This window comes from Brasilonema angustatum (assembly GCF_059505445.1).
Genome location: NZ_JCACKO010000148.1, coordinates 86,252 through 112,603, shown reverse-complemented (window position 1 = coordinate 112,603; position 26,352 = coordinate 86,252). Strand labels below are relative to the sequence as shown.

Sequence of the window (26,352 nt, the reverse complement as noted above, 5' to 3'; positions counted from 1 at the left end):
AAATCTTTGCTGACTCCTGTAGAGTGCAAAAGGGCAGCCCATTCTGACTTGGTAAATTCTTCAAGATTTTCTAAAACTGCTTACAACTGAGCAACTAATACTTGCTAGTCGTTGTGCTGTACGTTGAGGCATGTGTCTGTTGACGGAACCTAGGAATTAGTAATCATTATATATTCTTGACAGAAGGAGCGAAATATGATTTTTAAAAAATATCTACTCAGAAAGATACGAAATTTATCCAAAAGAATATATAAAAAGCGATCGCTTGTTCTGGCAGCCTTATTATTTATCCTCTCAGGAATCTCGCCTGTTGTTGCGGCTAAAGTTTCTTCCCCAACTTCACCAACCTCAATTGTCCAATCTCCATATGATGCACAACAACTAGCGAACAAAGCAACTAAATTCTATCAGAGTGGAAGATTTGCGGAAGCAGCATCGGCTTGGAAACAAACAGCGAGTGTTTTTGCTGCTAAAAAAGATAGATTAAATCAAGCAATGGCGTTGAGCAATCTCTCATTAAGCTATCAACAACTGGGACAGTGGGAACAAGCTAAAAAGGCAATTGAAGACAGTTTGGCACTTTTGAAAACACCATTACAAGGGAAACAAGAATTAAAAGTCTTGGCTCAAAGCTTGGAGATTCAGGGATCTTTGCAAAGAGAATTCGGTCAAACAGGAGATGCTCTCAACTCTTGGCAAGAAGCAACTAAGATTTATGCAAGAGCGAATGAACCAGAAAAATTAGCACAGAGCAAGATAAATCAAGCTCAAGCGATGCAAGATTTGGGTCTTTATCCTCGTGCTTGTAGTACTTTATTAGAAGTTTTAAATCAAGAACTCAGGGTTAAAAGCTGTGACCAGTTAGGTCAATTGACTCCAGAAGAACTCACGAAAAAACTTCAAGTCATTGAACTCCAACGTCCTTCTCTATACAAAGTTGTGGGATTGCGAAGTCTCGGGGAACTGCTGCGATTCGTAGGTCAATTAGAGCAGTCTAAAATAATTTTGGACGCAAGTTTGAAGCAAGCTCAAAAATTAAATGATTCCCAAGAGGAAGCTGCTGTTCATCTGAGTTTAGGCAATACAGCAGGTAGGTTAGCTGAACGCGAAATAGTTCGCAGCACACGAGAGGAATATCGACGAGAAGCACTTTCTTCTTACACCAAAGTCGTCAAACTGTCTTCATCGCCAACTGCGCAACAACAAGCACAACTGAATCAACTGAGCCTGTTGTTGAGCCAGTTGAAACCAAAAAAATCGTCAGAATCACAAGAGTTGGATAACTTTTCGCAAGCAGAGAATCAGGAAATAATATCACAAGCAGAACAATTATGGAACAAGCTCAATCCTGAACTGAACAACTTGTCTGCTAGCCGCACAGGAGTGTACCTCCAAATCAACTTTGCTCAGAATTTACTCAAATTAGCTCAACAAGAACAATTCCCACTTCATCCAGATTCCAAACTCCCAACTTTTAACGACATTGATAGGATATTGGTGAAAGCTGCAGAACAAGCCAGAAGTTTGGCAGACAAAAGAGCCGAGGCTTATGCTTTGGGAAATCGTGGCAAACTCTATCAACTGAAGCAAAATTTACCCAAAGCAGAAGAATTGACACAAAAGGCTCTGAGTTTAGATTCCAGTTTTTCAACACCAGACATAGCTTACCAGTATTTCTGGCAGTTAGGGCGGATACGTAGAGATCAAGGAAATACTTCAGATGCGATCGCCGCTTACACCAAAGCATATAATGCCCTTCAGTCGTTACGCAATGAATTAGTAGCAATCAACCCAGAAGTACAGTTTTCTTTTCGGGATGATGTCGAACCAGTTTATCGAGAGTTGGTTGAGTTAGATTTAAAACAAGCAGATTCCTTAAAACAAGCTGGAAAAGATTCCTTAAAACAAACAACAAAAAATGACGAAATCAAAGAACGCCTAGTTCAAGCTCGTACGGTGATAGAATCTCTGCAACTGGCTGAACTAAACAACTTTTTCCGAGAAGCCTGTGTTGAGGCAAATCCTAAACAGATTGATCAAATAGATAAAACAACAGCAGTTATCTATACAATTGCTTCAGCAGATCGGTTACAGGTTATTCTTAGCCTACCAGGTCGAGATCCAATCCTTCATACAGCTCCTCTAGGTTCAGGAGAACTTCAGCAAACTGTAAATAATGTGCGGGATTCTCTCATAGCTCCTGTCAGTGAAGTCCAGAGCTTTCAGTCCACATACAAACAATTGTATGACTGGATGGTTAAACCACTGGAAACGGAGTTGGCAAATAGTAAAGTCAAGACTTTGGTTTTTGTACTGGATGGAGACTTGCGGAATATCCCTATGGGTATCCTTTACGATGGCAAGCAGTATCTACTAGAAAAGTATGCCATTGCTGTAACACCTAGTTTGCAGCTAGTGAATCCAAAACCAATTTCAAAGGTTGGTTTAACAGCCTTAACAGCCGGACTCAGCAAAATCCGTCCGAACTTTCCTGCACATGAGGGTTTCAAAGAATTAAAGAACGTAAAAGTCGAACTGGATAATATCGAAAAACTTGGAGTTTCATCTCGGGAACTCCTCAACGAAAAATTTACTAGCGCCGAGATTAAAAAACAGATTGCTGCATCTCGTGTTCCTCCCATAGTCCATCTAGCAACTCATGGTCGGTTTAGCTCCAAGCTTGAGGATACCTTTATCCTTGCTTGGGATAGCCGCATCACTGTTAAACAGTTGGGTGACTTACTGCGAGGGAACAGCCAGTACCAGAGGACACCAATCGAATTATTGGTTCTCAGTGCTTGCGAGACAGCGAGTGGAGATGATCGAGCTGCTTTAGGATTGGCTGGAGTTGCGGTGCGTTCTGGGGCGCGCAGTACACTGGGAACACTGTGGGCTGTAGAGGATAAAAGTACTGCTGAAGTCATGGGTGAATTTTATCGTCAGTTAGAGCTAGCCAAAAAGGCAAATATAAATAAAGCACAAGCCTTGCAGAAAGCACAATTAGCTCTGAAGAAAAATCCAGAATACACTCACCCACATTACTGGGCACCGTTTGTACTTGTAGGGAATTGGCAATAAGCCACACACACCAATGGGCACAGCATGCTGTGCCCATTGGTGTCAATTTTGCTGTGATAAAGGGAGGCTGCAACCCTTCGGGCATATACGGAGGATGCAGAAGCCGCCACCTTGAAGGCGTTAAGCGTAGCTGCGCCTCCGGCGATCATCGCTCACCCGTAGAAGTAGAGTTCTACAACCCAGGGGGCAGAAGTACCTTGTCAATTTCAATAATCACACCATTGCTCGCTTGGATAGAAGGATGCTTACCAATCGCATTATTCAGCTTGACTGTCTCGTCTTGTGGGTCAACAGTTATTTTGATTTGGCCACCTTCAACAGTTGTGACTAATTTACCATTTAGGTCTTTGTCTTCACCAGTAATTTTACTAGCAACAAGATGATACTTCAGCACTCTGGCTCGATTTTGTGGCTGGTTATATCGATTAAAGTCGTTTTTAGGTAAAGTATTGAAGGCTTGATTGGTTGGAGCAAAGATTGTGTAATTACCTTTCTTCAATTCATCCACAAGACCTGCTTGTTTCAACTCATGATAAAGATTAGCAAATTTCTTATTTTCAGCAAGTGTATCAGCAATGCTTTTCTCAGAGTTGCGGTAGGGATAGCTGCGATGAGCTGAAGGCTGAAAAAGAGCCATAGGAGGATAAAATTTGGCTAACACAGGAAAACTGATCAGCGTAGTGACACCAGCAATTCCTACAGCGCAAGCTAATTTCTTGAACTGGCTCTTGGTGATTGGGGCTTTTTGACGATTTTGATTAAGCATAAGTAGATGAGTTTTAACTAAACACTTGAAAACTTTCCCAACTTCTAGTCGCAGACTCTTAGCCGGAAACCACCCTTTAAGATTGTACGGATAGGAGCCTATAGGAGAAAAGCTCGACGTCAGTCGGTACAACAGATGTAACCTCAACGCCAGTCACCTGTAGAATAGCCAGTGCTATAACGCCCTGTCTACCCACGGTTCTATCTTCTCCTACTCATGGTTTTAGAGTTTATGCTCAGCCAAGTCTTAGTCTCAATGCTAACTACAACCCAATCAAGGGTGATTCCCGAAATATTTTCTGAAAATAGCAGCTATTTTTGCATTCTGTGATTCTGAGTCAAGAAAAAGCTGCTTGTTTGCTGCAAAACTTTTTAATAGTTCCAACGATTCGTGAAATCCTACTTCTTTTTATATTTCGCTGTTTCTAGATTTGTTGTTTGTTTCCCTTAATTTTTGTTTTTCTATATAATTATACCTTTAGATTGTTGCTTATAATCTTCAAACTCATAAAAATTTACACATTATTTGCGACAAATCGGTGAAAACACCTCAGATTGCAAGTTTTTTCTTGAGGTACTCAAGAGCCAAGAGTTTTCCGGTTAAGAATAACTCTTGACTCTTGACAAATTTTACGGGTTAATATCTAACGCCGCAGAGATTATCGTCCGTCTTGATAGCAAACAATTAGTTAATTTCTTCCTTTGAAGGAGTCAAGCCATTCTTGGACTTGTCCTCTGGCAATATCGCGAGCACCTAAACCAAACGACAATGCAATAGCAACGGCGATCGCTCCGAGTAAAAGTCCAAAAGCTAAATTCACAATATCACTAGCAACACCAATCTGTTGCAGTGCCATTGCAGATACAAAGGCAATAATCGCAATCCGGGTGATCTGTCCCAAAACCCGTGCTTGGCGATTCCCAGAACTGGTGATAATGCTGAAAGCAAGATTTGCCAGAAACAAACCGATGGCGAATACAACCAATCCAGCCAAAATGCGCCCCAACACTATCACAATACCACTCACCAATACTGTGAGCGCTGGAATGTTCAGGATATTAACTGCTGCCAAAGTTGCAAACAGCATAATACCAACAAGGACGATAATGCCGGCAATTTCCGACGGTGTGCGGTTTGATATCGCAGGTGCTGTTGGTTCTTGTGGAATGACGACTCGTCTGCTGGGTGATGGCAGACCTAGAGCAGAAAAAATGTTGTTAAATCCTATACTTGTAAGGATATTAGTTACCAATTCTGCTACAAACCGTCCAACAAAATAAGCAACAATCAAAATAGCTATTGCTGTAAAGATAGCCGGCAGTGCATTGAGAATCTGTTGCAGCATTGAGACTGCTGGTATGGAAATCGCTTGAATTTGCAGTTGATTGAGTGCTGCAATTGCGACAGGAATCAAAATCAAGACATAAACAATTGTACCGATAATCATCGATAAGGATTGTGTTCCTGAAGTTGCACTCAATCCAAACCGATTTCCCAAATTGTCAATTCCTGTTGTTGCCAGTAAGTTTGTGATAATCCGACGCACTATGTTAGCCACAAACCAGCCAATCGCTGCAATTAATGTTGCACCCAAAATATTGGGCACAATTGAGATAATCTGTGTGACAAGAACTTTTACTGGTTCTAATGCCTGAGTTAAGCCTAGGCTCTCAAGCAATGGCATGAGAAAGACTAAAAAGATAAACCAATACAGAGCATTGCCTATCGTCTCACTCAAAGACAACTCATTGAGACTTGGTACATCATCTCGTGGTGGATTTAATCGTTCATCTACTCGCAACGCTTGCAGACCACGTACTGTTATTAGCTTGACTAAGGTTGCCACTAACCAGGCGACTCCTAAGATAACCGCAGCCACGGCCAATCTGGGTAAGTAGTCACCAATTTGATTGAGAAAACTGTTCAGCGGCTGAGAAGCAACCCTAAGTTGCAGTGTATCTAAAACGGCAACTATTGTTATAAGCAGGATGCCCCAAAAAACTAAGCTGGAGAGAAATGTCTCTATTTGGGGAACATCCCGACCACCCGCTACCCCTGCAGCAATCCGGTTGTCTATATTGGTGCGTTTGAGGACGGAGCGTACTACAGCAGATACAACAGCAGCAATCAGCCAGCCAATTAACAAAATGAGCACTGCTCCCAGCAATTGGGGCAGAAAATTAAGCACCTGTTGTAGACTCGTTTGCAGGTAACTTTTCGCATCGGGTTGTTCCGACGGTAATGTTGGCGATTGTGCTAAAAAACTTTGCACCCTCATTGATAAACCAACTTCCATCACCTGGGTTATGTCTTGCCAAGTTGTGTTCATGGTTGTTCAGAATTAAAGTTGAGTGTTATTACAGAAAACACCTTAGATGCTTCTGATGTGAATTGTCCTGATAATCCTACGATTCCGTAAATTAGCAGTGTTTTGTCTATAAATTTACCAGCAAAGTTCTACAGAAAAATGAATATCAAGAGTAATTTTTTGACTTTGATACTTTTTTTTTCGTTTTCTCAAACAATAGAGTATTTATACCATATATAGGAATCCGGTTTGATTTATGAACTTAACTAAGTTGAGTTAGAGAACGCTTAACCCTTAACGCTTAACAAAAACTGTACTCGTTTCTTTCAATACTATCAACTCAGTATACGCAATACACCAAGGGCACGAAAGCGCAGCGTCTGGGCAGAAGATATTCCAAATTCCGAGTTGTTATAGCAGTTGCCAGGTAGATTCGGACATGAACTAATTAAGAGTTAAGCCTTAAGAGTTAAGCGTTAAGCGTTCCCTGCTATATGTCCTAACGTATATGGCTATTGCTATAATTTACAAATCCGTTGGCAGTGCGGAGTTTCGCGTTACTCTAAATGCAGCCATACCAAAAAAGATGTGGAATGTCTCAAGTCTTTGAACAATCAATTCAAATTAACGCCACAGCCACAACTGTGGAACGCTGCATTACCGAAAATACTCTTATGCATCGCTGGCTGAATCCCGTCTTGCGTTGCGAACCTATTGGTGTGTGGAGTACCAATGTTGGTAGCAGAAGTCGGTTTGTAATTCAAATACCACTCATAAAACCGACATTGGATAGCACAGTCGTGGAAAGACAGCCAGGTTTAGTTGTGTGGGAGTTCCAGGGTTTTTTTAAAGGGCGCGACACTTGGGAATGTCAACCTCTAGACAAAGGGACATGTCTGGTTAACCGTTTTGAATTCCAAATTCCCAATCCTCTTATCAGTTGGGGTTTCAAAACCTTTGCCCAAAATTGGACAAAAGAAGATATGCAATCTCAACTGCGTCGGCTTAAACAGGTTGCAGAGGAAATACAACAAGGGTTTTACTAAGCTTGTCGTATATTAAAGTCAGATCTATTTGGTTAAGATTTGGTTATGTGATGCATCGAATTTCACGTCACATCTGGTGATTCTGGTTCACTTGGTGCTTCGTTGCCAATACCAAGCTCTTTTTTGCTGTGTTTTAACTGTTTCCAGAGCACTTTAATCTGCTTGTAAGCATCTAAGGGAGAGATTTTCCCAGACGTTTCTAAGGACGTGATATAGCCGATTTTTTGAGCGAATTGTTGGAGATTGGCATTAAATACTAAGTTTTGGGGCTTAAATTGACCATAGTAACGACCACGAGGATAAAGAAAGTTGTCTTTGTCTTTTTGATTTTGATCTTCCATCAGTTTACCTATATTTATTTCATGCCAGTTAACCTTATCTTAAAGAAAGTATTGTTTTTAACAAAGCACTCTTTGGAATTATGTATAATCCTTCTAAAGACATAGTTTGATCAAGAGCAAAAAGGGCGCATTGCACCAAATGCAATGCACCCAAGCCATCTCACCAGTAAAGAAACTCATTTAGTGCTTGCACGAACCTGGCTGATGTTTTTGTTGAGGCTTGTGAGAACAAGTTTGCAAATCTTGATCCATCAGTTTTTCAGTAATGTCTTTAAGAGTTGCATCCTTGGGCATTAAGCCAATCCAAGCATCTATTTTTTCTACCTCAAAGCCAACTTCACGGCGATCGCCGACTTCCATCAAAGGACGGCGAATTAATAGTGGCTCTTTTAACATCAGCATTAAGGCTGTTTGAGCATCCAAATTTTCCGGAACTATCTCACCAGATTTTACCCGTGTTGCGGCACGATTAAACCATTCAGATACAGGGCGATCGCCAAAAAATGAGCGTAAACGTTCAGCAGTCCAAGGTTCAGTGAGCATGTTGTATGCTATGACTTGATGACCTGCCGCTGTGAGCAAAGTTTTTTGCTTAATACCACCTTGACAGCCTGGTTTTTCATAAAAAATTACTGTAGCCATAGTATCCTCCTAATTAGTTAATTTCTTGCAAACATCCGGTATGGAACTATTTTGAACCGCAAAGAAACGCAGAGAAATTCAAAGATTAAAAATTCTTAGCAGTATGGCTCACTGTATCAAATTCAAAACGATCTTGCATACGAGTTTCACCATAAATATTGAAGGTCACAGTTGGTTGAGAACCCACTGCTTCCACGCTGTGAATTGCATCAGGAGTCAAGCTAATAATATCCCCTGGAAATAAAGTTAATTCTCCTGTTCGTTCAATTTTATCCTGAAATTCTGAATTAGGGGTTCGCTGCCAAAATGTATTTTTTTCTTCTCCTTTTAACACAGCGACAACACCCCAAGTTCCATGATTGTGAATGGTTGATAACGTTCCTGGTGCAAATGTTACCGTTTGCACAGTAAATGGAAAACCTAACTCATCATAAAGAAGAACAACAGAGACTCCTGTTTTAGAAGAAGGCTCTAAATATCGACTTTGTACCCAGTACGAGTTAACAATTAACCGCCTGACTAGCATCCGAATTTCTGGAAGATGGCTGGTTTGGTCTTCAGTATCACTGAGGACATCTTCTACTTCAGTCAGGAATCGATAAAAGCGATAATTATCTCTGAGTAAGTCCCATGCCCTGACAGATTGACAGGTTTGATACTGCCCGTCTTCAGTGACAAGCCAATCCCTTCCTTTCATATGTTTTCTACCGTATAATAAATGATATCTTGGTCATCAACTTAAGACTTTATCACTTATAATTTATTCATCTTCTTCGACTGGGCGTGTCAAAATATTGTATATAATGCTTGCTCCAAACTCATTTTTTCTATCTACTTCCTTGACTCTCGCGCTGATTTCTTTAGCTTTTTCTATATCTCCTAGCTTTGCCAAGACCAGTCCAGAAGCTGCATAAGCATTTAGATATAATCTAATGTTTGGTTCTTCTTGACGAGTAATTAATATTTGCTTAAGTTGCTGCCAATTATCGGGTAATTGCTCTGAATTTTTAACTTTTTCTACAACTTTAACTGCTGTTAGCCACGCCATGTGATAGTTATTTTTATAGAAAAAGTATCTATATGCTGCCACTAAGACATCAGTGCTGTCTTGCATTTTTACTAAAGCTTGGTTAATATAATTTTCTGATTCTGAGGTATTTTCCCAATGTTCTGCAGCCAACATCAATAACTGTTTGATGTCCTCTGGAACCTCAAACCATGAAAATTGTTCGGTATCAACTTGCATAAGACTTCTCCTTTAGGAATGGGGAATAGGTATTACCAATTTCCTATTCCCGATTCTGAATTTAAAACCTGGTGAGAATATACAGTAGGGTGAAGAGAATAATCCAAATGATGTCTACGAAGTGCCAGTAAATTTCTGCCATTTCAATACCAGTGTGTTTGCTGGCAGAATAGTGACCGGAACGACGGGAACGCCATACTACACCCAAAATTAACAACACTCCGATAAGAACGTGCAAACCGTGGAATCCAGTCATTAAGTAAAAACAGTTGGCAAAGACATTAGTCGTCATGCCGTATCCTAAACTTACATACTCAAAAACTTGACCCAGCAAGAAAATTGCGCCCATGATAGCGGTGATTTTGTACCACTTCCGCATACCTTGGACATCATTCTTTTTAATTGCTGTATCACCCAAGTGAATCACAAAACTACTAGAAACCAGAATGATAGTGTTAATTGCAGGCAACAATAACTCTACTTCGGTTCCTTCTGGAGGCCAAACTTCGGTACTGCCTCGAAAGAATAAATAAGTGGCAAAAAATCCACCAAACATCAGAGATTCAGAGATGAGAAACACTAACAGCCCCAATACTCGTAAATCTGGATGTTCTTCGTGATGATGTTCTGCACTCGTCGATGTTGCTATAGCCATATCGTCTGCGCTGTGAATAAGTGTTCAACAATCAGTTACCAGTTACCAGTTATCAGTTAACGGACTCCTCCACCCCTTGTTGACTGTTCACTGTTCACTGATTTAACAAGAGCTGATCTGCCAGGAAATAAATTTCCTGGCGGTTAGGAGCGGGAATGAAATGACTAACTAAGCACCGACTTCAGTCGCAGCAGATGGCTGTACTTGAGCACTGTGAGTGTTCAAGCCGTAGTCGTAGGGACCGTGAGTAACGACGGGCAATTCTTCCCAGTTTTCAATCAGTGGTGGTGAGCTGGTTGTCCATTCTAAAGTCAGAGCATTCCAAGGATTATCACCTGCTTTTGCTCCAGCAATCCAACTCCAGAGAATGTTGATCGTGAAGGGAATCACCGATGCTGCCAAAATATAAGCACCAATGGTACAAAGCTCATTGATGGAAGTAAATTGCGGATCATACATGGCAACTCGTCGCGGCATTCCTTGCAAACCCAACTCGTGCATGGGTAGGAAGGTGAGATTTGTGCCAATGAAGGTGAGGATAAAGTGAATACGACCTAAGGATTCATTCACCATTCGTCCGGTCATTTTGGGGAACCAGTGATAGATTCCGGAGTAGATACCAAACACGGAACCACCAAACAAGACGTAGTGGAAATGCGCCACCACATAGTAGGTGTCGTGGACGTGCATATCAAAGGGGGCTGTTCCCATTGTCACGCCGCTTAAGCCACCCATGACAAACATGGACAATAAGCCGAGGGCGAAAAGCATGGCTGATGTGAAGCGAATTTTACCGCCCCAAAGGGTAGCAACCCAGCCGAAAATCTTGACGCCAGTGGGAACTGCAACAATCAGGGTGGAGATTGTGAAGAACATCCGCATCCAACCGGGTGTACCGCTGGTAAACATGTGGTGTACCCAGACGAATAAACCCACGACACAGATTGCCAAACTGGAATAGGCGATCGCCTTATACCCAAAGATTGACTTACGGGCGTGAACTGGAATCACTTCGGACATGATGCCGAAGATAGGCAGAATCATCAGATAAACTGCCGGATGGGAATAGAACCAGAACAAGTGTTGGTAAATAACAACGTTACCGCCTGCATCTGGTTTAAAGAACGATGTCCCAAAATTGATGTCAAACAACAGCAACACTAACCCCGCTGCTAACACAGGTGTGGAGAGAAGTGCTAGCACGGAAGTTGCCATAATTGCCCAGCAGAACAAGGGTAATTGGTCCCATTTCATACTGGGAACTTTCATCTTCCAGATGGTGATGACAAAGTTCAGCGAACCCAAAATTGAGGATGTTCCCACCAAGACAATGGCAAGTATCCACAGGCTTTGAGCGGTGTTAGCTGTGACTAAGCTTAGGGGTGGGTAGGCTGTCCAACCAGATTGCGAGCCACCGAAGATGAAGCTAGCTGCTAGTAGTAAGCCAGCGGGTGGGTTTAACCAAAAGGCGATCGCATTCAGCTTGGGAAAAGCCATATCCCTAGCACCAATCATTAATGGCACTAGATAGTTACCAAATCCACCAATTGCACTGGGTACGATCCATAAGAAAATCATGATCGTCCCGTGATTGGTCATGAAGGCGTTATACAGGTTAGGGTCGATTAAATCTGCATCTGGTGTTGCCAGTTCGGCACGCATGACAACAGCCATGAGTCCACCAATCAGATAAAATATGAACGCCGTAACCAGGTATTGGATACCAATAACCTTGTGGTCAGTATTAAACGTAAAATAGTCGTACCATTTCCACGCCTTGGGATGTTTTTGGACAACCGTCTGATTAGCAGATCGATTGTCTTCGGGTGGAGTGTTACGTGGAAGTTCTACTTGGGTCATAAGCTGCTAAACATTTAGTTTGCTCGTTTAAGCTGATGGGGCGATGAGGAGGTGGGCAGAATAATAATTCTTGACTCCTGAGTCCTGACTCCTGAGTCCTGACTCCTGAATTCTGAACGCCAGAGCCCTAGATCGGGAGACCCTCCTCCTGCAATGCTGGCTCCTCCTGACTCCTTACAGCTATTTTTGAATTTGAGCCAGAGTTGCAGATGTGACTCCCATTTCTTGCGCGTGGGGAGCAAGGAACTCTGATGTGGATAAGTCTGCTGGATTGATTGCAACCGCTTTTTGCATATCTTGCTTTTGGGCAATGCGGTTTTCAGAGAGCCAGCTTTCAAACTCTTCAGGCGTGTCAACAACAACTTGTGCTCTCATTGAGCCGTGGTAGCCGCCGCAAAGTTCAGTACAAACTACTGGATATGTACCTGGTTTGGTGGCGACAAAACGCAGTTGTGTTGGAATACCAGGAATGGCATCTTGCTTCAGCCGGAATTGTGGCACCCAAAACGAGTGAATCACATCCGTTGCAGAAATGTTGAGTAGCACGTCAGCACCAACTGGAACGTGTAATTCTCCAGTATTCACTCCACTTTCGGGGTAGTCGAACAGCCAAGCAAACTGCATTCCGGTGACGTTGACAACCAAATCAGCTGGTTTACCTAGCTCTGCGGGAGTTGCGCCAATACCAATTTTAGGAATTGGTGCTGGGGAAGGGATTTCTGACTCATCAAGTGAGGCATCACTTAGAGTAGCAGCAATGGCACTTCCTGGCATTTGGGCAACATGAGCTGGGGAATGGGGCATATGAGGATGACTCCCCACTTCAAACCCTCCCATTCGGTTAAAAACATCAACGCTGTAGATTCCTAAGCAGAGGACGATAATAGATGGGACAGCCGTCCAAAAAACTTCTAAGGGTAAGTTGCCTTCAACATGCACGCCATCTGTATCATCTCCCGGACGGTGACGATACTTAACCAAAAAAATCACAATAGTTCCTTCTACCACCAAAAACAGAGCGGTGGCAATAGAAACCATGATGCCAAAAAACCCGTCTACCAAAGGCGCTTGTTGCGATGCTTGTATAGGTAGTAGACTGTGGTTTTGTCCAACCCAAATGCTGAAAATTGTAATTACTATCCCAGCAACTAGGGTCCATAGTGAAACAGGAATTTGTTCCATAAATACCTGGTCGGTAAAACGTCGTTGAAGGTGTAATTTTCTGGGTTTTACCTCAGTACACCGCATCCTGTGCTTTTGATGTATGCTCTCGTGCGAGTAAACTCAATAGTTGTGTCTTTTGCTTACATGGCTAATAGCTAGTAGCATCCTTAGTCATTTTTTTTATGACTAATGACGCAATTAGCGATTGTTTTAACCAAGTTTATTTTCCACTTTTTTTTAGAAAAGGTGGGGGAATTTTAAAATGTTTTAATTCTTGTTTCCCCCCAAAAAACGGAAAACTATCTCTCAACTCTTCATACAGAAGCTTTGCACTTCAAGACAATTGAGTTGTAGAGGAGGTTGCTGTTAGTCTTGGTAATTCTTTAGGCTATCTGGACAGCAAGTTTTTGTTTGTTAATAGCTTACACTTTAAGATTTACGGATTTGTTTGCTGTGAACTTTTTGCTTTTACGTTCCTGTAACTTTAAATATTCCCCTCTCGTTACCTTGCTATTAAAGTGAGAAGTTGTTCTCTAGATACCTAAATTTAAAACTTTTGTGAGCCACTTGCCGTCTTGGCGCTTTGTGTTGTATGCCCAATGTCTGTGTTCAGGAGTTTGGCAAAATGGCGTTCAAAGGCGCGTCTTGTGGAGGAGATACCCGGAGGGTTAAACAGCAACTTTTGAACCTACCTCTGAACAACCCAAAAACTCTAGTTATTTAATGCGGAGTGAGTATAGCAGTTCTTGGAACAAATTCTGGCACAAGCTTCACAACCCACGCAGTTATCTGGATTAGCAACTGTCATGACTTTCTTTTCAATTTCATCATCATCCTCATCCTCGACAAATTCTCCTTCTTCGTTCATTGCCTTCAACAACAGTACATTGTGACCGCAGATTTTAAAACATCTACCACAGCCGATACATTTTTCTTGGTCAATTTCCTGAACGAATTTGGGTGTCCAAGTTTTACCACCAAATGTTAATCCTGTTAGCGTTGCCATGAAGTTACCTTCTGCTCTCGTTACACATCTGTTTGACTGTTACGCTCATCCTAACATAATCTCTTTTTTTTATCTTATGAATTATTTACTATATTTTTATTTTGATTAAAGTCCCCTGACTTAGCGAAAAGAAGCAAATATTTAATATTTTTCTGCAAATGCAATTATTTACTAATATAGGAATCCGGTTTGATTTTTGAACAACTCGTCAGGGCAGGGAATAGGAAACAGGAAAAAAGCAATAAAGGTATACTGAGTTTTTTTCAAAAATCAAATAGGAGTCCTATATTGTCGCTTTTAACTATAAAAAAAGGCTTTTATATAAAACAGGATCATCCGAAGAAGTCCAAAAATAAAGCCAATGGGAGAATCTTTGTTTTTTCCGCGCTACAAATTTACAAAAATGGGATGCTCTCTCTAAAACCAGATTTACCTGTAGCATCTAGAAAAAATGAGTCTTCTTAAGAAATAGGTTTTTTCATATTGCATCTATTGAGTACTATGACCTAATGAGCAAGCTCAAACTATTGTTGTTTATTTTCAACAGACACAGATAAATGAGTCTTCTATTTGCAACAAGCAGTTTTTTTAAAACTAATGACATTTAATTTCAAAAAAATATTGATTTTGATTTCAAAATTTGTAAAAATACATAATGAATGACATCATTTTGAAGAATCGTCCATTCTTCTTAACGCTTTATATTTTCTGAATACAAGTAGATGAGAAATGAAGTGTTGAAGGGTAGTTATGCTTAGTTTGATATTGGTTTTTAAAATTTATTTTTAAGGGTTTTAACATAAAAATTTGAGATATTCTATTAAATAGTAACAATAATTACATATGAAAAGTTTTGATAAGTTATTAAAAATTTAAAGGCGGTTTTAAATAAACAAAAAATGAAGACTTGTTATTCAATAACAAGTTTTCATTTTTGTCATTACCAAAAAAGTTATTGAATGACTTCTGATATATAAGATCCACAAGCTCATGTTTCGCTCATTAGTAACAAACTGAAATAAATATTCATGAAATATTAGAGAGTAAGAAATATTAAAAATTAGGCTCTGGTTACAAGCCTTAAATAGCTTCCAATGGAATACGCGAACCAAATAAGGATGTGGTTAAGTAGTACGGCAAGTAAAATTTCTTATTGTCGGAAAAACAATGTGGTAGTGAGTCAGTAGTGAGTAGTCAATTAAGAGGACACATCCAGGGGAGACTTGAGCCAGACATCTCAACGATTAAAGTAGGAAAAAGTTTTATGTCTTATACAATTCCTAACAACAGTTGCGTTGGATGTGACAACTGCCGTCCCCAATGTCCTACTGGTGCAATAAAATTAGAGAACAATGAATACTGGATCGACCCAAGTCTATGTAACAACTGCGAAGGCTATTATTCCAAACCTCAATGTGTAGCTAGTTGTCCCATTAACTTGCCCATTCCCATGCAAGCCAAAAGAGGTAGATGTAAAGTTGATATCAGAGATGCTACTAGCCCAGATTTATTTGCCAACGGTAAGAGCAACCCATTTGCATCGGCAATTGCTATCTGGGAGGCTTGCAATGTACTCGCACAGCGATCTTCACTACCTTGGCAAATTGATGAATACGGAAAGGCGTGTTATGGCCGACAAGTGAACCAAGGACGAGGGGCGATCGCATTTCACATCAGCGAACCAAGCAATGCAAGCGAACTCGCAACAGAATTAGGAGTTGTTGAGACGCTGGATATCAGAGCAACTTGTATGCATTTGATTTTTGCAGCTCATGCAACAGCTTTAGATCAGCCTTGGGAGCAAGTCTTCACCATCGACGATCGCCAAATTGAGAAATATTTAGGGCTAGAGAAACGCAAAGACTTGAGCAAAGCTACTAAATTGAGTTTAATGAAAAACTTGGTGCAGCAAACTTGCTCGCTGATCACCTCGCTTAATTGGCCCCAACAAGGTCGAATTAGGGGATTTTCAGTGGAAGGAAGCCGTTTGTGGCACTTAGTAGAAACTCACCATCATTTTCAAGAAGATGACTTGGGGTGCAAATATTTGGTTGGACTCACTTTTAAAGTCAAAGCAGGTATATGGGCGCAGTATTTCCTAAACAAACAAGGATGCAAAGAACAAACCAAATTTTATCAATATGGTAGTTTGCCCAAATCCCTGTTAACGACTGTCATGAGTATTTGGCAGCAACACGAAGGAGCAGCGCGACTGATGCTGTGGTTGTTGTTTAAGACTAAAATGGGAAAAGAACAGCGGATTACAGTTCCCACCTTGCTGCGTGTTGCTTACGGTGAAGAGAAAGTCACCCTTGCTTGCAGAAAACGAGAAGAACGCAAGCGACTGCTACGAACTTTTGAAAACGATTTGGAAGTCCTCAATCACTATGGTATGAAACCAGCTTTCGACCCGGTGACATACCCAGCAGCGATTCAACCGTTATGGGCGAAATTGGTCGATATTCCTGAAGATCCTGATGATGCCTTAGAGTTTTGGATTAAGGACGGCAGCGCAAAGACAAGCCTAACGGATACAGCTCCCCGTGGCAAGTGGAATATGTTAATGAATGCCCGAATTCTGTCGTTTACACTCCCTCCAGACTGGGAGCAACAAACCACTACATCTCAAAAAAAGCAGCGCACAACAAAAAATCGAACAAAATCAAAAACCACAGCAGGGTATCTGCTAGGTGAACAGATTTTGCAAGCAAGGAAAAATCTCAAGCTTTCCCAAAGAGAATTGGCGAAAATGGCAGGTAAAAGCCAAAGTTGGATTCGAGATTTGGAAAATGGTCGCCTCAAAGCCAAGTCCGAAGACCAAGTGGTGCTAAGGAAAGTGCTGGGAATTGCTGGATAGGGATTTTTGATTTGAAATAGGACTTACGCAGAAGAGATCCCCCAACCCAATACCTCTTGGTTAAGGGGAAAAGGTGAAAGGGAAAAGGGATGAAAACTAAGCTATTTCCCCTTTGCCTTTACCCCTTCCCCTTTAACCGAAAAGTATTGAGAACAGATCCCCCAACCCCCTTAAAAAGGGGGCTTTTAGCCTGTTCCTCGTTCCCTGGCAGAGCCAGGGAACGAGAAAAGCTTTATCAAATTTGCGTTATGTTATAACTTGTATTGTCAGTAATTATACAGGTGTTAGCGCATGAGAAAGCGCTTATCGCAAATTTGGAAAAGTTTTAGGGAATTATTTTCAACCGAGACGTTAGAGACAACAGCTGAGTCTAGCAAGGCAGTTTTGGAAGGGGCAAAAACCCTCCAAGAGCAAGGTAAAAACTTGGAACTGTTGAAACCTCTGGTAGAACAGTCTTCTTCTCTTTTGGAAGTCTTATGTTCACCAACAGCGCAGGTGGTGGGTGCAGGCTTACCTTTTGTGCCCATTGCCATAGCTATACTCAGGTTGTATCGCCACATTACTCGCAAAGAACCAACCCTGGAAGAATGCGTAACTTTGCTCAGTCAGGCAGCATATCTTGAAAGTTTCAAGGAAATTATATCTTTACCACAAAACAAAAGTATATTAGCTGATTGGAATAGCAAAGCTGAGACAGAAGCGGTAAGAAAGCAGCTGAAAAAACTTGGTGATTTTGAATTAGATGCTAAAGCTACCAGGCGAGCAATCGTTTCTTTCCCTGACTCACAATTAGCGCAAGAATATAATCAAGTCTTATCAGCACGGTTGCAACAAATAGGAGCAAGGGAAAATGAAGCGCTGATATTTGCTAACTTAGTTGCCAGCAATAGCGATCGTCACTTTTTTGACGCATTGTTACAAGCAGGTGATTCCGTCAAACCACTAGCAGAATTATATCCCAATGGTGAACTAGAAGCACTGCGAAAAAACGACAGCATCGACCAGTATCTAGAAGAACAAATTGCTCCAAAACCAGATGAAGCAGTATTTAATGAAACCTTTTCCTTTAGAGATATTTATGTACCGCTGAAGGCGAGAAATGTTGATAAAAATGGTAAGATAGATGATAATTCAGCGCAATTTGATTTAGAAACTTGGGCTAAAACTATTCTCCTAGACCAAAAGAATAAAGAGCAAGTCATCTTTCTTCAAGGTGGACCAGGAAGAGGGAAAAGTGTATTTTGTCGGATGTTTGCTGATTGGGTGCGGCAGTATTTACATCCGATGTGGACACCAATTTTGATTCGCCTGCGCGATATCGATGAATTTCAGCCGAGTTTAGAAGAAACCTTGCGCTCAAGAATAAAGTATGATTTCGCTCAAAGCGATGATGGCTGGCTGACTGATGCTCACAAGCGGTTTTTGTTTATTTTAGATGGATTTGATGAGTTACGAATTGAACGCAGCAATAACCAAAGTGTCGAAAGATTTCTCAGACAAGTAGGCAAATTTTTATCGGATTATAACGAGAATAAAGACAAACATCGAGTCTTAATTACAGGCAGAGCAATGGCTTTGCATGGCATTGACCGCCTACCACCGAATCTGGAACGGGTGGAAATTGCCGAAATGGATGACAAATTGCAAAACCAGTGGTTTGCTAACTGGCGAAAGCTTTTCAACACAGATAAAAGTACAGCATTTCAGCAGTTTTTACAAAAAAATAACCGTTGTCCCAAGCAAGTTAAGGAGTTGGCAAAAGAGCCACTCTTGCTGTATATGTTGGCGGCTATGCATCGAGATGACAAATTAGATATTAGCAAATTTGAGCAAGCCACCGATACAGCAGCGAAAATTTTAGTTTATGAACAAGCATTAGATTGGGTACTGACAAAACAACGTTCAGACTCCCGCCACCCTGATTTAAATTATGAACTGACCAAACAAAACCCAGAAGCATTACGGCGACTGTTAGCAGAAGCTGCACTGTGTGTCGTGCAGTCCGGGGGAGAAAGTGCTTCCATGCAGATGGTGAAAGCACGCTTACAGCAAGATGACCAAGCGAGACAATTAATTGAAACAGCAGAAAAAGGACTGGGAGAAGAAGCGCTGAAAACCGCATTGAGTGCTTTTTATCTCAAGTCTCACACCAGCGGTGGAGTTGAATTTTTCCACAAGAGTTTTGGAGAATTTCTTTGTGCTGAACGACTGAAACAAAGTTTGGAAGAATGGACAGAACCAGGTAGACGGGGAAAAACTTTCAATACTGACGAGCAGAAACTGCACGAGCAAATTTATGATTTACTCGGCTACGGTGGAATCACACCAGAAATTGTGGAATATCTGATGGGATTGCTGAGAGCAAGTGATGAATTTCGACCAGTGCAGTTATTCCAAAGGTTAGAAAGTTTTTATCATCGTTGGTGCGAGGGGGAATTTATTGACACTCCAGAGGAAACTTTACCCCAGAAAAAGACGCGAGAACTGCAGAAACACGGAATTCAGACCGGTCAGCGCCAGGTAGATGTATATGCTGGTTTGAATGTGATGATTTTGCTTTTGGAGTTGCATCGATATGCTCAAGAGCGAGATGATCTTAAAAAACAAGTTCACTTCTATCCATCTGGTCAACTGGATGAAGAAGTTGAGTTTACAGACCAACTGTTTGCCATCATCAACTACAGTTATTGTATTAAGTTCGGAAATTTTAACAATGTAGTTGGGCAATTCCTCAGCGATGCAAACCTGACGGGCGCATACCTTCGCGGCGCAGACCTCAGCGGCGCAGACCTCAGCGGCGCAGACCTCATCGGCGTAAATCTCATCGGCGCAGACCTCAGCGGTGCAGACCTCAGCGGCGCAGACCTCAGCATCGCAAACCTCAGCGATGCAGACCTGACCAGCGCAGACCTGACGGGCGCAAACCTGACGGGCGCATTCCTTGGCGGCGCAGACCTTAGCCGCGCAGACCTTCGTGGCGCATACCTCAGCGACGTAAACCTCATCGGCGCATTCCTTGGCGGCACAAACCTCAGCGGCGTAGACCTTAGTTGCGCAGACCTGACCGGCGCAGACCTCAGCGGCGCATACCTCAGCGATGAAATTTTCGGAGATATCTGGTGGGATGAATATACAAGGTGGGAGAATGTGCAAGGGTTGGAGAAAGCTTTGGAGGTGCCAAAAGCGTTAAAGCAGCAGTTGGGGCTGGAGTGATATCATGTCTGGCTAATTACTTACGATATGTCATTGCGAGCGCAACGAAGTGCAGCGAAGCAATCGCGAGGGCTTGAGATTGCTACCCTATGGCTGACGCCACGCCTTACGGCTATCGGGAAGCCGCTAGCCCCTAAGGGGGCGCTGCGCAAACGCGTCTACACTCCGCTATCGCTCCGTATGCCCTCCGGGCACGCTGCGCTAACGCAATGACAAGTATTCAAGTGAACATGATACCAGAGCAGATGAGGGGGTAAGCGCGGGAAAGTTCTCTCCTTCTCCTTCTTCCTTGGCGTCCTTCGCGCCTTCGCGGTTCGTTTTCTTTCCCTCACCTAACGCGATGGTACGGATCAGCCACCGGGGTGCGATCGCCTAAAATATCCTAAATACGAAGCCACCATTCTCTAAAGAGCACGAATCACATCCTTAAGAACAGGTTCTCTTAAATGTTCCCTCAAAGCATCTTGTGTTCCCATATCTACCGAACACCCCAAAACATCCTCTAAGTAGAGCCGTACCTTACTGAAATCAAACAATCCCACTGGACGGTCAAACTCTACCAGAAAGTCTACATCACTATCTGGACCAGCTTCATCCCGTGCCACCGAACCAAACAATTCTAAAGATTTTACCCCCATTGCTTGCAACTGCTGCCGATGAGCTGCGACAATTGCTAAAACCTCATCGCGCTTCATTGTTTTTTTCTCCAAGTACCGAAATCAGCATTTTCTGCTTGTACGATAGCACTGGCTGTATTAGGACTTACGCACGCGCTACTTTAAAAGAGCGGGTTGCGATTGCTTCCCTTCGGTCGCAATGACTATAGTTACCTTGTTCGTGTGTAAGTTTTGTGTATTCTAGGGCAGTTCACTTAGTGAAAAACAACTCCTTAATTCCAGTACTGCCAATTTCCACCGCCAGTGCTGCTAGCAAAAAACCTAAAAGCTGGGTGATAATAACTTCTCCTTCCACGCCAATCCACTTGTCGATACCACTCCCCAAACGCAAAATCAACCAAGTGACAAACATTGCCGCGACAATACCCACGATGACGCTAAGATGTGGACTGGGAGATTCCGACATCAAGAGCATGACTGTTGTCAGAGTACCTGGTCCAGCTAGCAGTGGCAAGGCAAGAGGAGTAATTGCAACATCACGTTCTTGATCAATAACGGGTGTATCTAAGTCTCCTTGAAGCATTTGTAAAGCAATCAACAACAGCAGTAGCCCCCCAGCAACTCGCAAAGATCCCAAGCTGACGTCCAAGTAACGTAATATAAATTGACCACCAAAGGCAAAGAGTAAAAGCACTGCTATAGCTACGACTATGGCTTTATCTATAACTCTGCTTCTGCTGTCTGGTTCCATGCCTTTAGTAAGAACCAAAAGTATTGGTATGTTACCAACTGCATCTGCAAGAACAAAGACAGCAATAAACGTTTTTACGAGAATCGAGATATTCACAGCAGATCATAATTTATTAGTTGTTCTAAAAAATTACCTCAAATCCGCTTTAGTTTCCTATAACTAAATAGGTGAAACCAAAAGCCAGATGATATGAGTTATGATCGATGCTCGTGAAGCCAAAGAAGTAGTAATATCTTAAAAGGTAAGAGGAGCGACCGCCGCAATCTCTGGATCTGAGTTACCTACCTGGCTAGTGCTAAGTATCCATAAGGACGCTCCTTGTTTATGAAATATATCAGTCACGCTATCACTGGCTTTTCGTGGCAAAATGCTTCGCCAACTCACCAAAGCTTTCAAGATTTGTTGTAGAGGACTGTCCTCAAGAGAACTGCCTATAGTTGTAGTAGAAGAGTCCTCCCAGTCAGCTCGTGCTATCCCAAAGGGTAACAGATCATGTCTGATCGCTTTGTCTAACTTCACCAACTGCTTAAAACTAGTCGCATATTCAGGATGACGAAGTAACCAGTTTTTAAACTCCGGATTATTTTTGATCGCATACGCAATATCTTTAGCATCGAATTGAATCGCAGCCTGAATAACTTTAATCGCTGCATATAATGCCTGGTTAGAATCTTGAGCACAGTTGTTTGCAGGACCGACATAAGTTGCACCCATCCCATCTCCAATCCGGTAACGCGCTGTCATGATTTCCAACTCACGGATGAAAACTCCCAACAGTGTACGCTTGACTTCATCGGCATCGTAGTCATTTGTCAGAGCATCTAATTTTATCAGCGTATCGCAAACGGGGCGAATTCCTAACCAACCAAACTGGCGATCGCCCATATAACGAGTCCAAGAAAGCGTTCCTGCAATCAGCCCATCAACGTTGTGACAATAAACTTGGTGATACTCAATCTCAAAGCGTAACTCTCCTGTCAGGGGTTCGCGCACCACTTCTGCCACTCCATAGGCACAATGACCAAAGTAAACAGGGCCTTTCGCTGCGATTTCTCGTTTTTTGCCGCCAATACCGCCATAAACGTGTAGAAGCAAAGCACACTCACCTTCACGCCATTTGGACACTGCTTGCGGAATATCTTTACTCTTGCGATTCAAAAGCACAGATTGTATTTGTCCTTTCTTTGTGATGATATTATTCCACGAGCGTTTCTTGAGAAATTCCATCGCTAGTTTTCTGCCAACAACCACCTCTCGGGGTTGGACTCGCAACAAAGCACGGGGGGCGATCGCCTGCACAACAAACATTCCGGCAGCGTTTTTTGCACCGTAAATATACCAGCCTGTCTCGTTCAGGGGAGACTTTTCCAGACCATCCTTGGTTGATGAAGAAATGTTTTGGTCAGAAGGAATCACCTCAGGCAAAAGCACGACTTCCTCAACAGAGTTAAACTTACGCGAAGCACGATTGAAATGTATAACTCGGAACTGTTCACTTCCTGGCTGGATGGGCTGCAAAAACTTAACTAATCCGTAAAAGCGTCCAGAAATTTGCACCGGTTCACTGATAATGGAAAGGGTGATTTTCCCATTCTGTTCCATCACAATCGGCTCGCGCAGCTTCACGACTATATCATCATTCGGTCTTGAACCAGCTAGCGACTCCAATGGTGTCACCTGACGCCAGTGATTTATCCGAATCGGAACAATTTTCCCCCGTGTGTAGTTGTATAGTGCTTCCGCGTTGAAGTGAACATCCTTTTTGGTTGACTGAACTGATACTTTTGATTCGGGATCGTCAATCCATTGCAAATACACAATTTGTCCCACTAGATGTTTGTGTTTCGCATCTGCGTGATGCACTTCAAACAAAACACCTGATTCACGTTGATCTTGAGGCGGTAAAATTAGTCTTCCCATCCAAGGGGCGATTGGTTCATAAAATTCTGTGTTGACCGACTGATTTAAAGGATAGTATTCTGGTCGATTAAACGCAGCTTCTCGATACCGTTCGTAATTGCTAAGCTTTGTGATCACGAGTTCTTCATTGTAGGGATACTCGTCTCGCAAAATTCCTGATATGATGTCAACTGTTTGACGCAGATAGCTGCGACCATCACTTAAGAATTTATTGGCATCTAAAGGACCCCCCGCGCCCATATGACCGACTGGACCGAGTGAAACAAAACTGATTTTACCTAGCCGTTTTGCACGGTTCCAGTAGGATAAGAAGAAGACTTTCCACCGCTTTGCAAACAAAATCGGACCTAAGCGCTCAACTGGGTCTTTGTCACCGACGAGATGGTAAAGATGTTCCGCCAATAGTGCATTAGTATTTCCACTGATTACACCAGCTAAAGAAATGACCTCAATAGGTGCCTTGTCTAGTGCTTGCTTGAGATAAGAAAGTGCTCCCATTGCTATCTGTCCACCACCGCTGAAACCAATCAGTGTAATTGGGACTGCGCTACCGGGTTTGTAACCGTGGTTAATCAGGCTATTGTACATAACCTGCGCTGTACCTTGATTATAAATTGGTCCGAAGCGCTGGTCAGCAGAAACCGCAACAACAAGCAAATTGCGAATATTAATCGCTAAAGTGAGCAAAGCGTTGAATATACTACCATTCTTGGATTGACTGCGTCGTTCAGCGAAGCGCCAAAAGGGCGAAAGTATTCCACCTTCGGTCAGTGGTCGATTGAAGACTGAATAAGGGATGATTCCTTTAATGAGCACGATATTATTTGGTAAAGCGATCGCTAACTCATGCAAAAACTGATCGCCATCTGGGAAGTACTTGAATGAAGCTTGACCAATGCCATCAAGGTAAATAACATAACGAACAACATTCGTTTGCGGTGGAATTTCTTGTTCTAATATTCCTAGGTTGAGTTTAGTATCAACTTTATCACCATACCAACCAGCCCACCAACCCAAGGCTTCGAGGGGTGCTAGGAGTCCAGCAAAAAGGATGGCTATAAAACTAATTTGCAACAAATCGACTGTTAGCTTTAACGCACCTCCCAAAGCGTTGTACCAACCTAACCACAGATGACTCAGTTCCGGAAAGAGTACAGTACAAAGTACGGCAATGAAAACAATTCCTAAAAATATGCTCACTCGCTTCACATTCATACTCTTGTGTTGTCTCCTTTATCACCTGTATTATTTTGGTTGATCCTACGTAATATCTGCGGTCCTGCTTGCAGAAGTTGTTCTACTCCTTGCATATCTGTCACCAAGTGTGTTCCCGCCACTGTATTAGACAGCCACTTGCCAAGTATTGCAACTGGTCGTCCAATAGTGCGCTGCACAATCTGAAAGACAACCCATCCCAACACACCGCACCACAGCGCTTGCCAAATACCAATACCAATGGCGACACGCAAGCCCATGACAAATATTAACAGTGTCCAAATAGAAAGCAAGACTTGAATTGCCACACCCAAATAAGGCAATGCTACTAAAAAACTCAATATCAGCGGTGCGTAAGCGAATCCTAATGTAGACCACACGATGTCATAGGGGATATTAGCATGAAATAGTATAAAGCTCACCAGCCATGTACTTAAACCCCAAAATAACACGGTGAATACAAATAACACAGATGAAATGAATAGACTCAGAAGAAAGCGAAGTGGTCTGACTCGGTTAATGAATAGTACCGTCCCCTGACCTACAGCTTGAGAAAACCCAGCAACGAGTATAATGTATAACGCTGCTATTGAAGCTTGGGGTAGGGTTTGAATCAGATTAAAGGCTTCCGGGTTGAGGGCTATCGCCCCACCTGCAAGCTCCCAAAATCTGTCGAGGGCAGTTTGTGTCATGGCAAATGGTATAAAAAAGCTTATAACTGTTTTAGCTGTTATAGTGTATGTTAATTCACCTTAAAATTCAGTATTAACTCTGTTTTTTTTATTTGCTCTTGACTAAAAGCGGCTTGCTTGAGGTTAACCAAAAAAGTTCTATCGCTATACCGGGAATCTAGGTAAATAGCCTTGGTATAAACTTTTTTGGCGGTATTTTGTGAACCACTATCCCAATAGGCGATCGCACTCGCAACTAAAGGGTGAGGATTATTTGGTTCAAGAATAGCAGCACGGTTGGCAGTTAGAATAGCTAAGTTATAAATTTGTAATCTATCCAAGGCTAAACTTAAGTTAAAATAGGCAATTTCATTATCTGGCTTGAGAATTGCTGCCAAAGTATGAACTAGAACTGCTGCTGTTAAGTTGCTATCAACCAGATAGACAATTCCCAAAGCATTGTACGCAGGAACAAAGGTAGGCTTTTGATATATTGCTTGCCATAAAGATTGTGCGGCTTGTTGATCATGTCCAGCTAAATGCAATGTCCAACCCAAATTAACTCGTCCCATAAGATTTTTGGGTTCGAGTTCCACAGATTTTTCCATTGCGGTAATTGCTTCAGGTAGCCGTCCTTGTTGACGATACAAAAGCCCTAATTGTCGATAGTCGCCAGCGGTATTGGCTGCACTGGCTAAAGGTGTACCGAGAGCAAAACTCAAGAATAAAGATGCACAAATTCCACTGGTTATCTTTACTTTTGCTGGTTTGAACACCTTCATTTTGAGTTTCCTTTATCAGTTATCAGTTATCAGTGTAGTGCTCTGTTGGGGCGGCAGCTTTCGGGTAAGAAATTTCTTACCCGAAACGTGCCTTTCTAAAACCCCAACAACTACTGCGTTGTACACTTCAGTTGGGGAGCCACTAAGAGTGAGCGGGGATGCTGACGCCCCAGATGTGGCGTGTTCAATCTCCCTAACTTTTTAACTGTTCACT

The 26,352-nt window shown here is 42.3% G+C and carries 19 protein-coding genes; 4 read left to right on the top strand and 15 right to left on the bottom strand.

What is annotated here, in order from left to right:
* Positions 1-195 precede the first annotated feature (195 nt).
* Positions 196-3,078 carry a CHAT domain-containing protein gene (locus AC5JM2_RS31035; protein ID WP_495839232.1) on the top strand — a complete coding sequence of 961 codons (2,883 nt, stop codon included), beginning with the start codon at positions 196-198 and terminating at the stop codon, positions 3,076-3,078.
* A gap of 172 nt (positions 3,079-3,250) precedes the next feature.
* On the opposite strand, the gene AC5JM2_RS31030 is transcribed toward AC5JM2_RS31035, so the two are convergent.
* Positions 3,251-3,844, bottom strand: coding sequence for a fasciclin domain-containing protein (locus AC5JM2_RS31030; RefSeq protein ID WP_495839230.1), 594 nt, complete (start codon positions 3,842-3,844; stop codon positions 3,251-3,253).
* A gap of 688 nt (positions 3,845-4,532) precedes the next feature.
* Positions 4,533-6,173, bottom strand: a complete 1,641-nt coding sequence (locus tag AC5JM2_RS31025; RefSeq protein WP_495839229.1) for a mechanosensitive ion channel — start codon at positions 6,171-6,173, stop codon at positions 4,533-4,535.
* A gap of 572 nt (positions 6,174-6,745) precedes the next feature.
* On the opposite strand from AC5JM2_RS31025, the gene AC5JM2_RS31020 reads away from it, so the two are divergent.
* Positions 6,746-7,198: an SRPBCC family protein gene (locus AC5JM2_RS31020; protein ID WP_495839227.1), complete on the top strand. Its 453-nt coding sequence runs from the start codon at positions 6,746-6,748 to the stop codon at positions 7,196-7,198.
* Between the two features lie 62 nt (positions 7,199-7,260).
* Here the strand turns inward: AC5JM2_RS31020 and AC5JM2_RS31015 are convergent, their stop codons facing one another.
* From AC5JM2_RS31015 to fdxB, 8 genes are all read right to left on the bottom strand, one after another.
* Positions 7,261-7,539: a DUF7219 family protein gene (locus AC5JM2_RS31015; RefSeq protein WP_495839225.1), complete on the bottom strand. Its 279-nt coding sequence runs from the start codon at positions 7,537-7,539 to the stop codon at positions 7,261-7,263.
* Between the two features lie 180 nt (positions 7,540-7,719).
* Positions 7,720-8,181 carry an ArsC/Spx/MgsR family protein gene (locus tag AC5JM2_RS31010; RefSeq protein WP_495839223.1) on the bottom strand — a complete coding sequence of 154 codons (462 nt, stop codon included), beginning with the start codon at positions 8,179-8,181 and terminating at the stop codon, positions 7,720-7,722.
* Between the two features lie 85 nt (positions 8,182-8,266).
* Positions 8,267-8,878 (bottom strand): cysteine dioxygenase family protein, encoded by a 612-nt coding sequence (locus AC5JM2_RS31005; RefSeq protein WP_495839221.1) that lies wholly within the window; start codon positions 8,876-8,878, stop codon positions 8,267-8,269.
* Positions 8,879-8,941: 63 nt separating this feature from the next.
* Complete coding sequence (locus tag AC5JM2_RS31000; protein WP_495839219.1) at positions 8,942-9,427, bottom strand: hypothetical protein; 486 nt, start codon at positions 9,425-9,427, stop codon at positions 8,942-8,944.
* Positions 9,428-9,488: 61 nt separating this feature from the next.
* Positions 9,489-10,082 (bottom strand): cytochrome c oxidase subunit 3, encoded by a 594-nt coding sequence (locus AC5JM2_RS30995; protein ID WP_495839217.1) that lies wholly within the window; start codon positions 10,080-10,082, stop codon positions 9,489-9,491.
* Between the two features lie 168 nt (positions 10,083-10,250).
* A complete protein-coding gene (ctaD, locus tag AC5JM2_RS30990) occupies positions 10,251-11,942 on the bottom strand; it encodes a cytochrome c oxidase subunit I (RefSeq protein ID WP_495839215.1) in 1,692 nt (563 codons plus the stop codon).
* Positions 11,943-12,122: 180 nt separating this feature from the next.
* Complete coding sequence (locus tag AC5JM2_RS30985) at positions 12,123-13,124, bottom strand: cytochrome c oxidase subunit II (protein ID WP_495839214.1); 1,002 nt, start codon at positions 13,122-13,124, stop codon at positions 12,123-12,125.
* Between the two features lie 694 nt (positions 13,125-13,818).
* Positions 13,819-14,112 (bottom strand): ferredoxin III, nif-specific, encoded by a 294-nt coding sequence (gene fdxB / locus AC5JM2_RS30980; protein WP_495839213.1) that lies wholly within the window; start codon positions 14,110-14,112, stop codon positions 13,819-13,821.
* 1,264 nt (positions 14,113-15,376) lie between these two features.
* Here fdxB and AC5JM2_RS30975 point away from each other — a divergent pair.
* Together AC5JM2_RS30975 and AC5JM2_RS30970 are read left to right on the top strand one after the other, a co-directional pair.
* Positions 15,377-16,969, top strand: a complete 1,593-nt coding sequence (locus AC5JM2_RS30975; protein WP_495839212.1) for a helix-turn-helix domain-containing protein — start codon at positions 15,377-15,379, stop codon at positions 16,967-16,969.
* 291 nt (positions 16,970-17,260) lie between these two features.
* Positions 17,261-20,182, top strand: coding sequence for an NACHT domain-containing protein (locus AC5JM2_RS30970; RefSeq protein WP_495839210.1), 2,922 nt, complete (start codon positions 17,261-17,263; stop codon positions 20,180-20,182).
* Between the two features lie 404 nt (positions 20,183-20,586).
* On the opposite strand, the gene AC5JM2_RS30965 is transcribed toward AC5JM2_RS30970, so the two are convergent.
* From AC5JM2_RS30965 to AC5JM2_RS30945, 5 genes are all read right to left on the bottom strand, one after another.
* A complete protein-coding gene (locus AC5JM2_RS30965) occupies positions 20,587-20,877 on the bottom strand; it encodes a nucleotidyltransferase family protein (protein ID WP_318560684.1) in 291 nt (96 codons plus the stop codon).
* 172 nt (positions 20,878-21,049) lie between these two features.
* Positions 21,050-21,646 (bottom strand): MarC family protein, encoded by a 597-nt coding sequence (locus tag AC5JM2_RS30960; RefSeq protein WP_495839208.1) that lies wholly within the window; start codon positions 21,644-21,646, stop codon positions 21,050-21,052.
* Positions 21,647-21,784: 138 nt separating this feature from the next.
* A complete protein-coding gene (locus AC5JM2_RS30955; RefSeq protein WP_495839206.1) occupies positions 21,785-24,685 on the bottom strand; it encodes a CAAX protease in 2,901 nt (966 codons plus the stop codon).
* On the bottom strand, positions 24,682-25,377 hold the full coding sequence (locus tag AC5JM2_RS30950) for a hypothetical protein (protein WP_495839205.1): 696 nt from the start codon (positions 25,375-25,377) through the stop codon (positions 24,682-24,684). Before AC5JM2_RS30950 ends, AC5JM2_RS30955 begins: the two co-directional genes overlap by 4 nt.
* 50 nt (positions 25,378-25,427) lie before the next feature.
* Complete coding sequence (locus AC5JM2_RS30945; RefSeq protein ID WP_495839204.1) at positions 25,428-26,138, bottom strand: tetratricopeptide repeat protein; 711 nt, start codon at positions 26,136-26,138, stop codon at positions 25,428-25,430.
* Positions 26,139-26,352 lie beyond the last annotated feature (214 nt).

Coding starts and splice junctions, on each gene's coding strand:
- AC5JM2_RS31000 (WP_495839219.1), bottom strand. CDS start 9,427: ATGCAAGTTGATACCGAACAATTTTCATGGTTTGAGGTTCCAGAGGAC.
- AC5JM2_RS30950 (WP_495839205.1), bottom strand. CDS start 25,377: ATGACACAAACTGCCCTCGACAGATTTTGGGAGCTTGCAGGTGGGGCG.
- AC5JM2_RS31035 (WP_495839232.1), top strand. CDS start 196: ATGATTTTTAAAAAATATCTACTCAGAAAGATACGAAATTTATCCAAA.
- AC5JM2_RS30955 (WP_495839206.1), bottom strand. CDS start 24,685: ATGAATGTGAAGCGAGTGAGCATATTTTTAGGAATTGTTTTCATTGCC.
- AC5JM2_RS31005 (WP_495839221.1), bottom strand. CDS start 8,878: ATGAAAGGAAGGGATTGGCTTGTCACTGAAGACGGGCAGTATCAAACC.
- AC5JM2_RS31025 (WP_495839229.1), bottom strand. CDS start 6,173: ATGAACACAACTTGGCAAGACATAACCCAGGTGATGGAAGTTGGTTTA.
- AC5JM2_RS31010 (WP_495839223.1), bottom strand. CDS start 8,181: ATGGCTACAGTAATTTTTTATGAAAAACCAGGCTGTCAAGGTGGTATT.
- AC5JM2_RS30945 (WP_495839204.1), bottom strand. CDS start 26,138: ATGAAGGTGTTCAAACCAGCAAAAGTAAAGATAACCAGTGGAATTTGT.
- AC5JM2_RS30970 (WP_495839210.1), top strand. CDS start 17,261: ATGAGAAAGCGCTTATCGCAAATTTGGAAAAGTTTTAGGGAATTATTT.
- AC5JM2_RS30985 (WP_495839214.1), bottom strand. CDS start 13,124: ATGGAACAAATTCCTGTTTCACTATGGACCCTAGTTGCTGGGATAGTA.
- AC5JM2_RS30975 (WP_495839212.1), top strand. CDS start 15,377: ATGTCTTATACAATTCCTAACAACAGTTGCGTTGGATGTGACAACTGC.
- ctaD (WP_495839215.1), bottom strand. CDS start 11,942: ATGACCCAAGTAGAACTTCCACGTAACACTCCACCCGAAGACAATCGA.
- AC5JM2_RS31015 (WP_495839225.1), bottom strand. CDS start 7,539: ATGGAAGATCAAAATCAAAAAGACAAAGACAACTTTCTTTATCCTCGT.
- AC5JM2_RS30965 (WP_318560684.1), bottom strand. CDS start 20,877: ATGAAGCGCGATGAGGTTTTAGCAATTGTCGCAGCTCATCGGCAGCAG.
- AC5JM2_RS30995 (WP_495839217.1), bottom strand. CDS start 10,082: ATGGCTATAGCAACATCGACGAGTGCAGAACATCATCACGAAGAACAT.
- AC5JM2_RS31020 (WP_495839227.1), top strand. CDS start 6,746: ATGTCTCAAGTCTTTGAACAATCAATTCAAATTAACGCCACAGCCACA.
- fdxB (WP_495839213.1), bottom strand. CDS start 14,112: ATGGCAACGCTAACAGGATTAACATTTGGTGGTAAAACTTGGACACCC.
- AC5JM2_RS31030 (WP_495839230.1), bottom strand. CDS start 3,844: ATGCTTAATCAAAATCGTCAAAAAGCCCCAATCACCAAGAGCCAGTTC.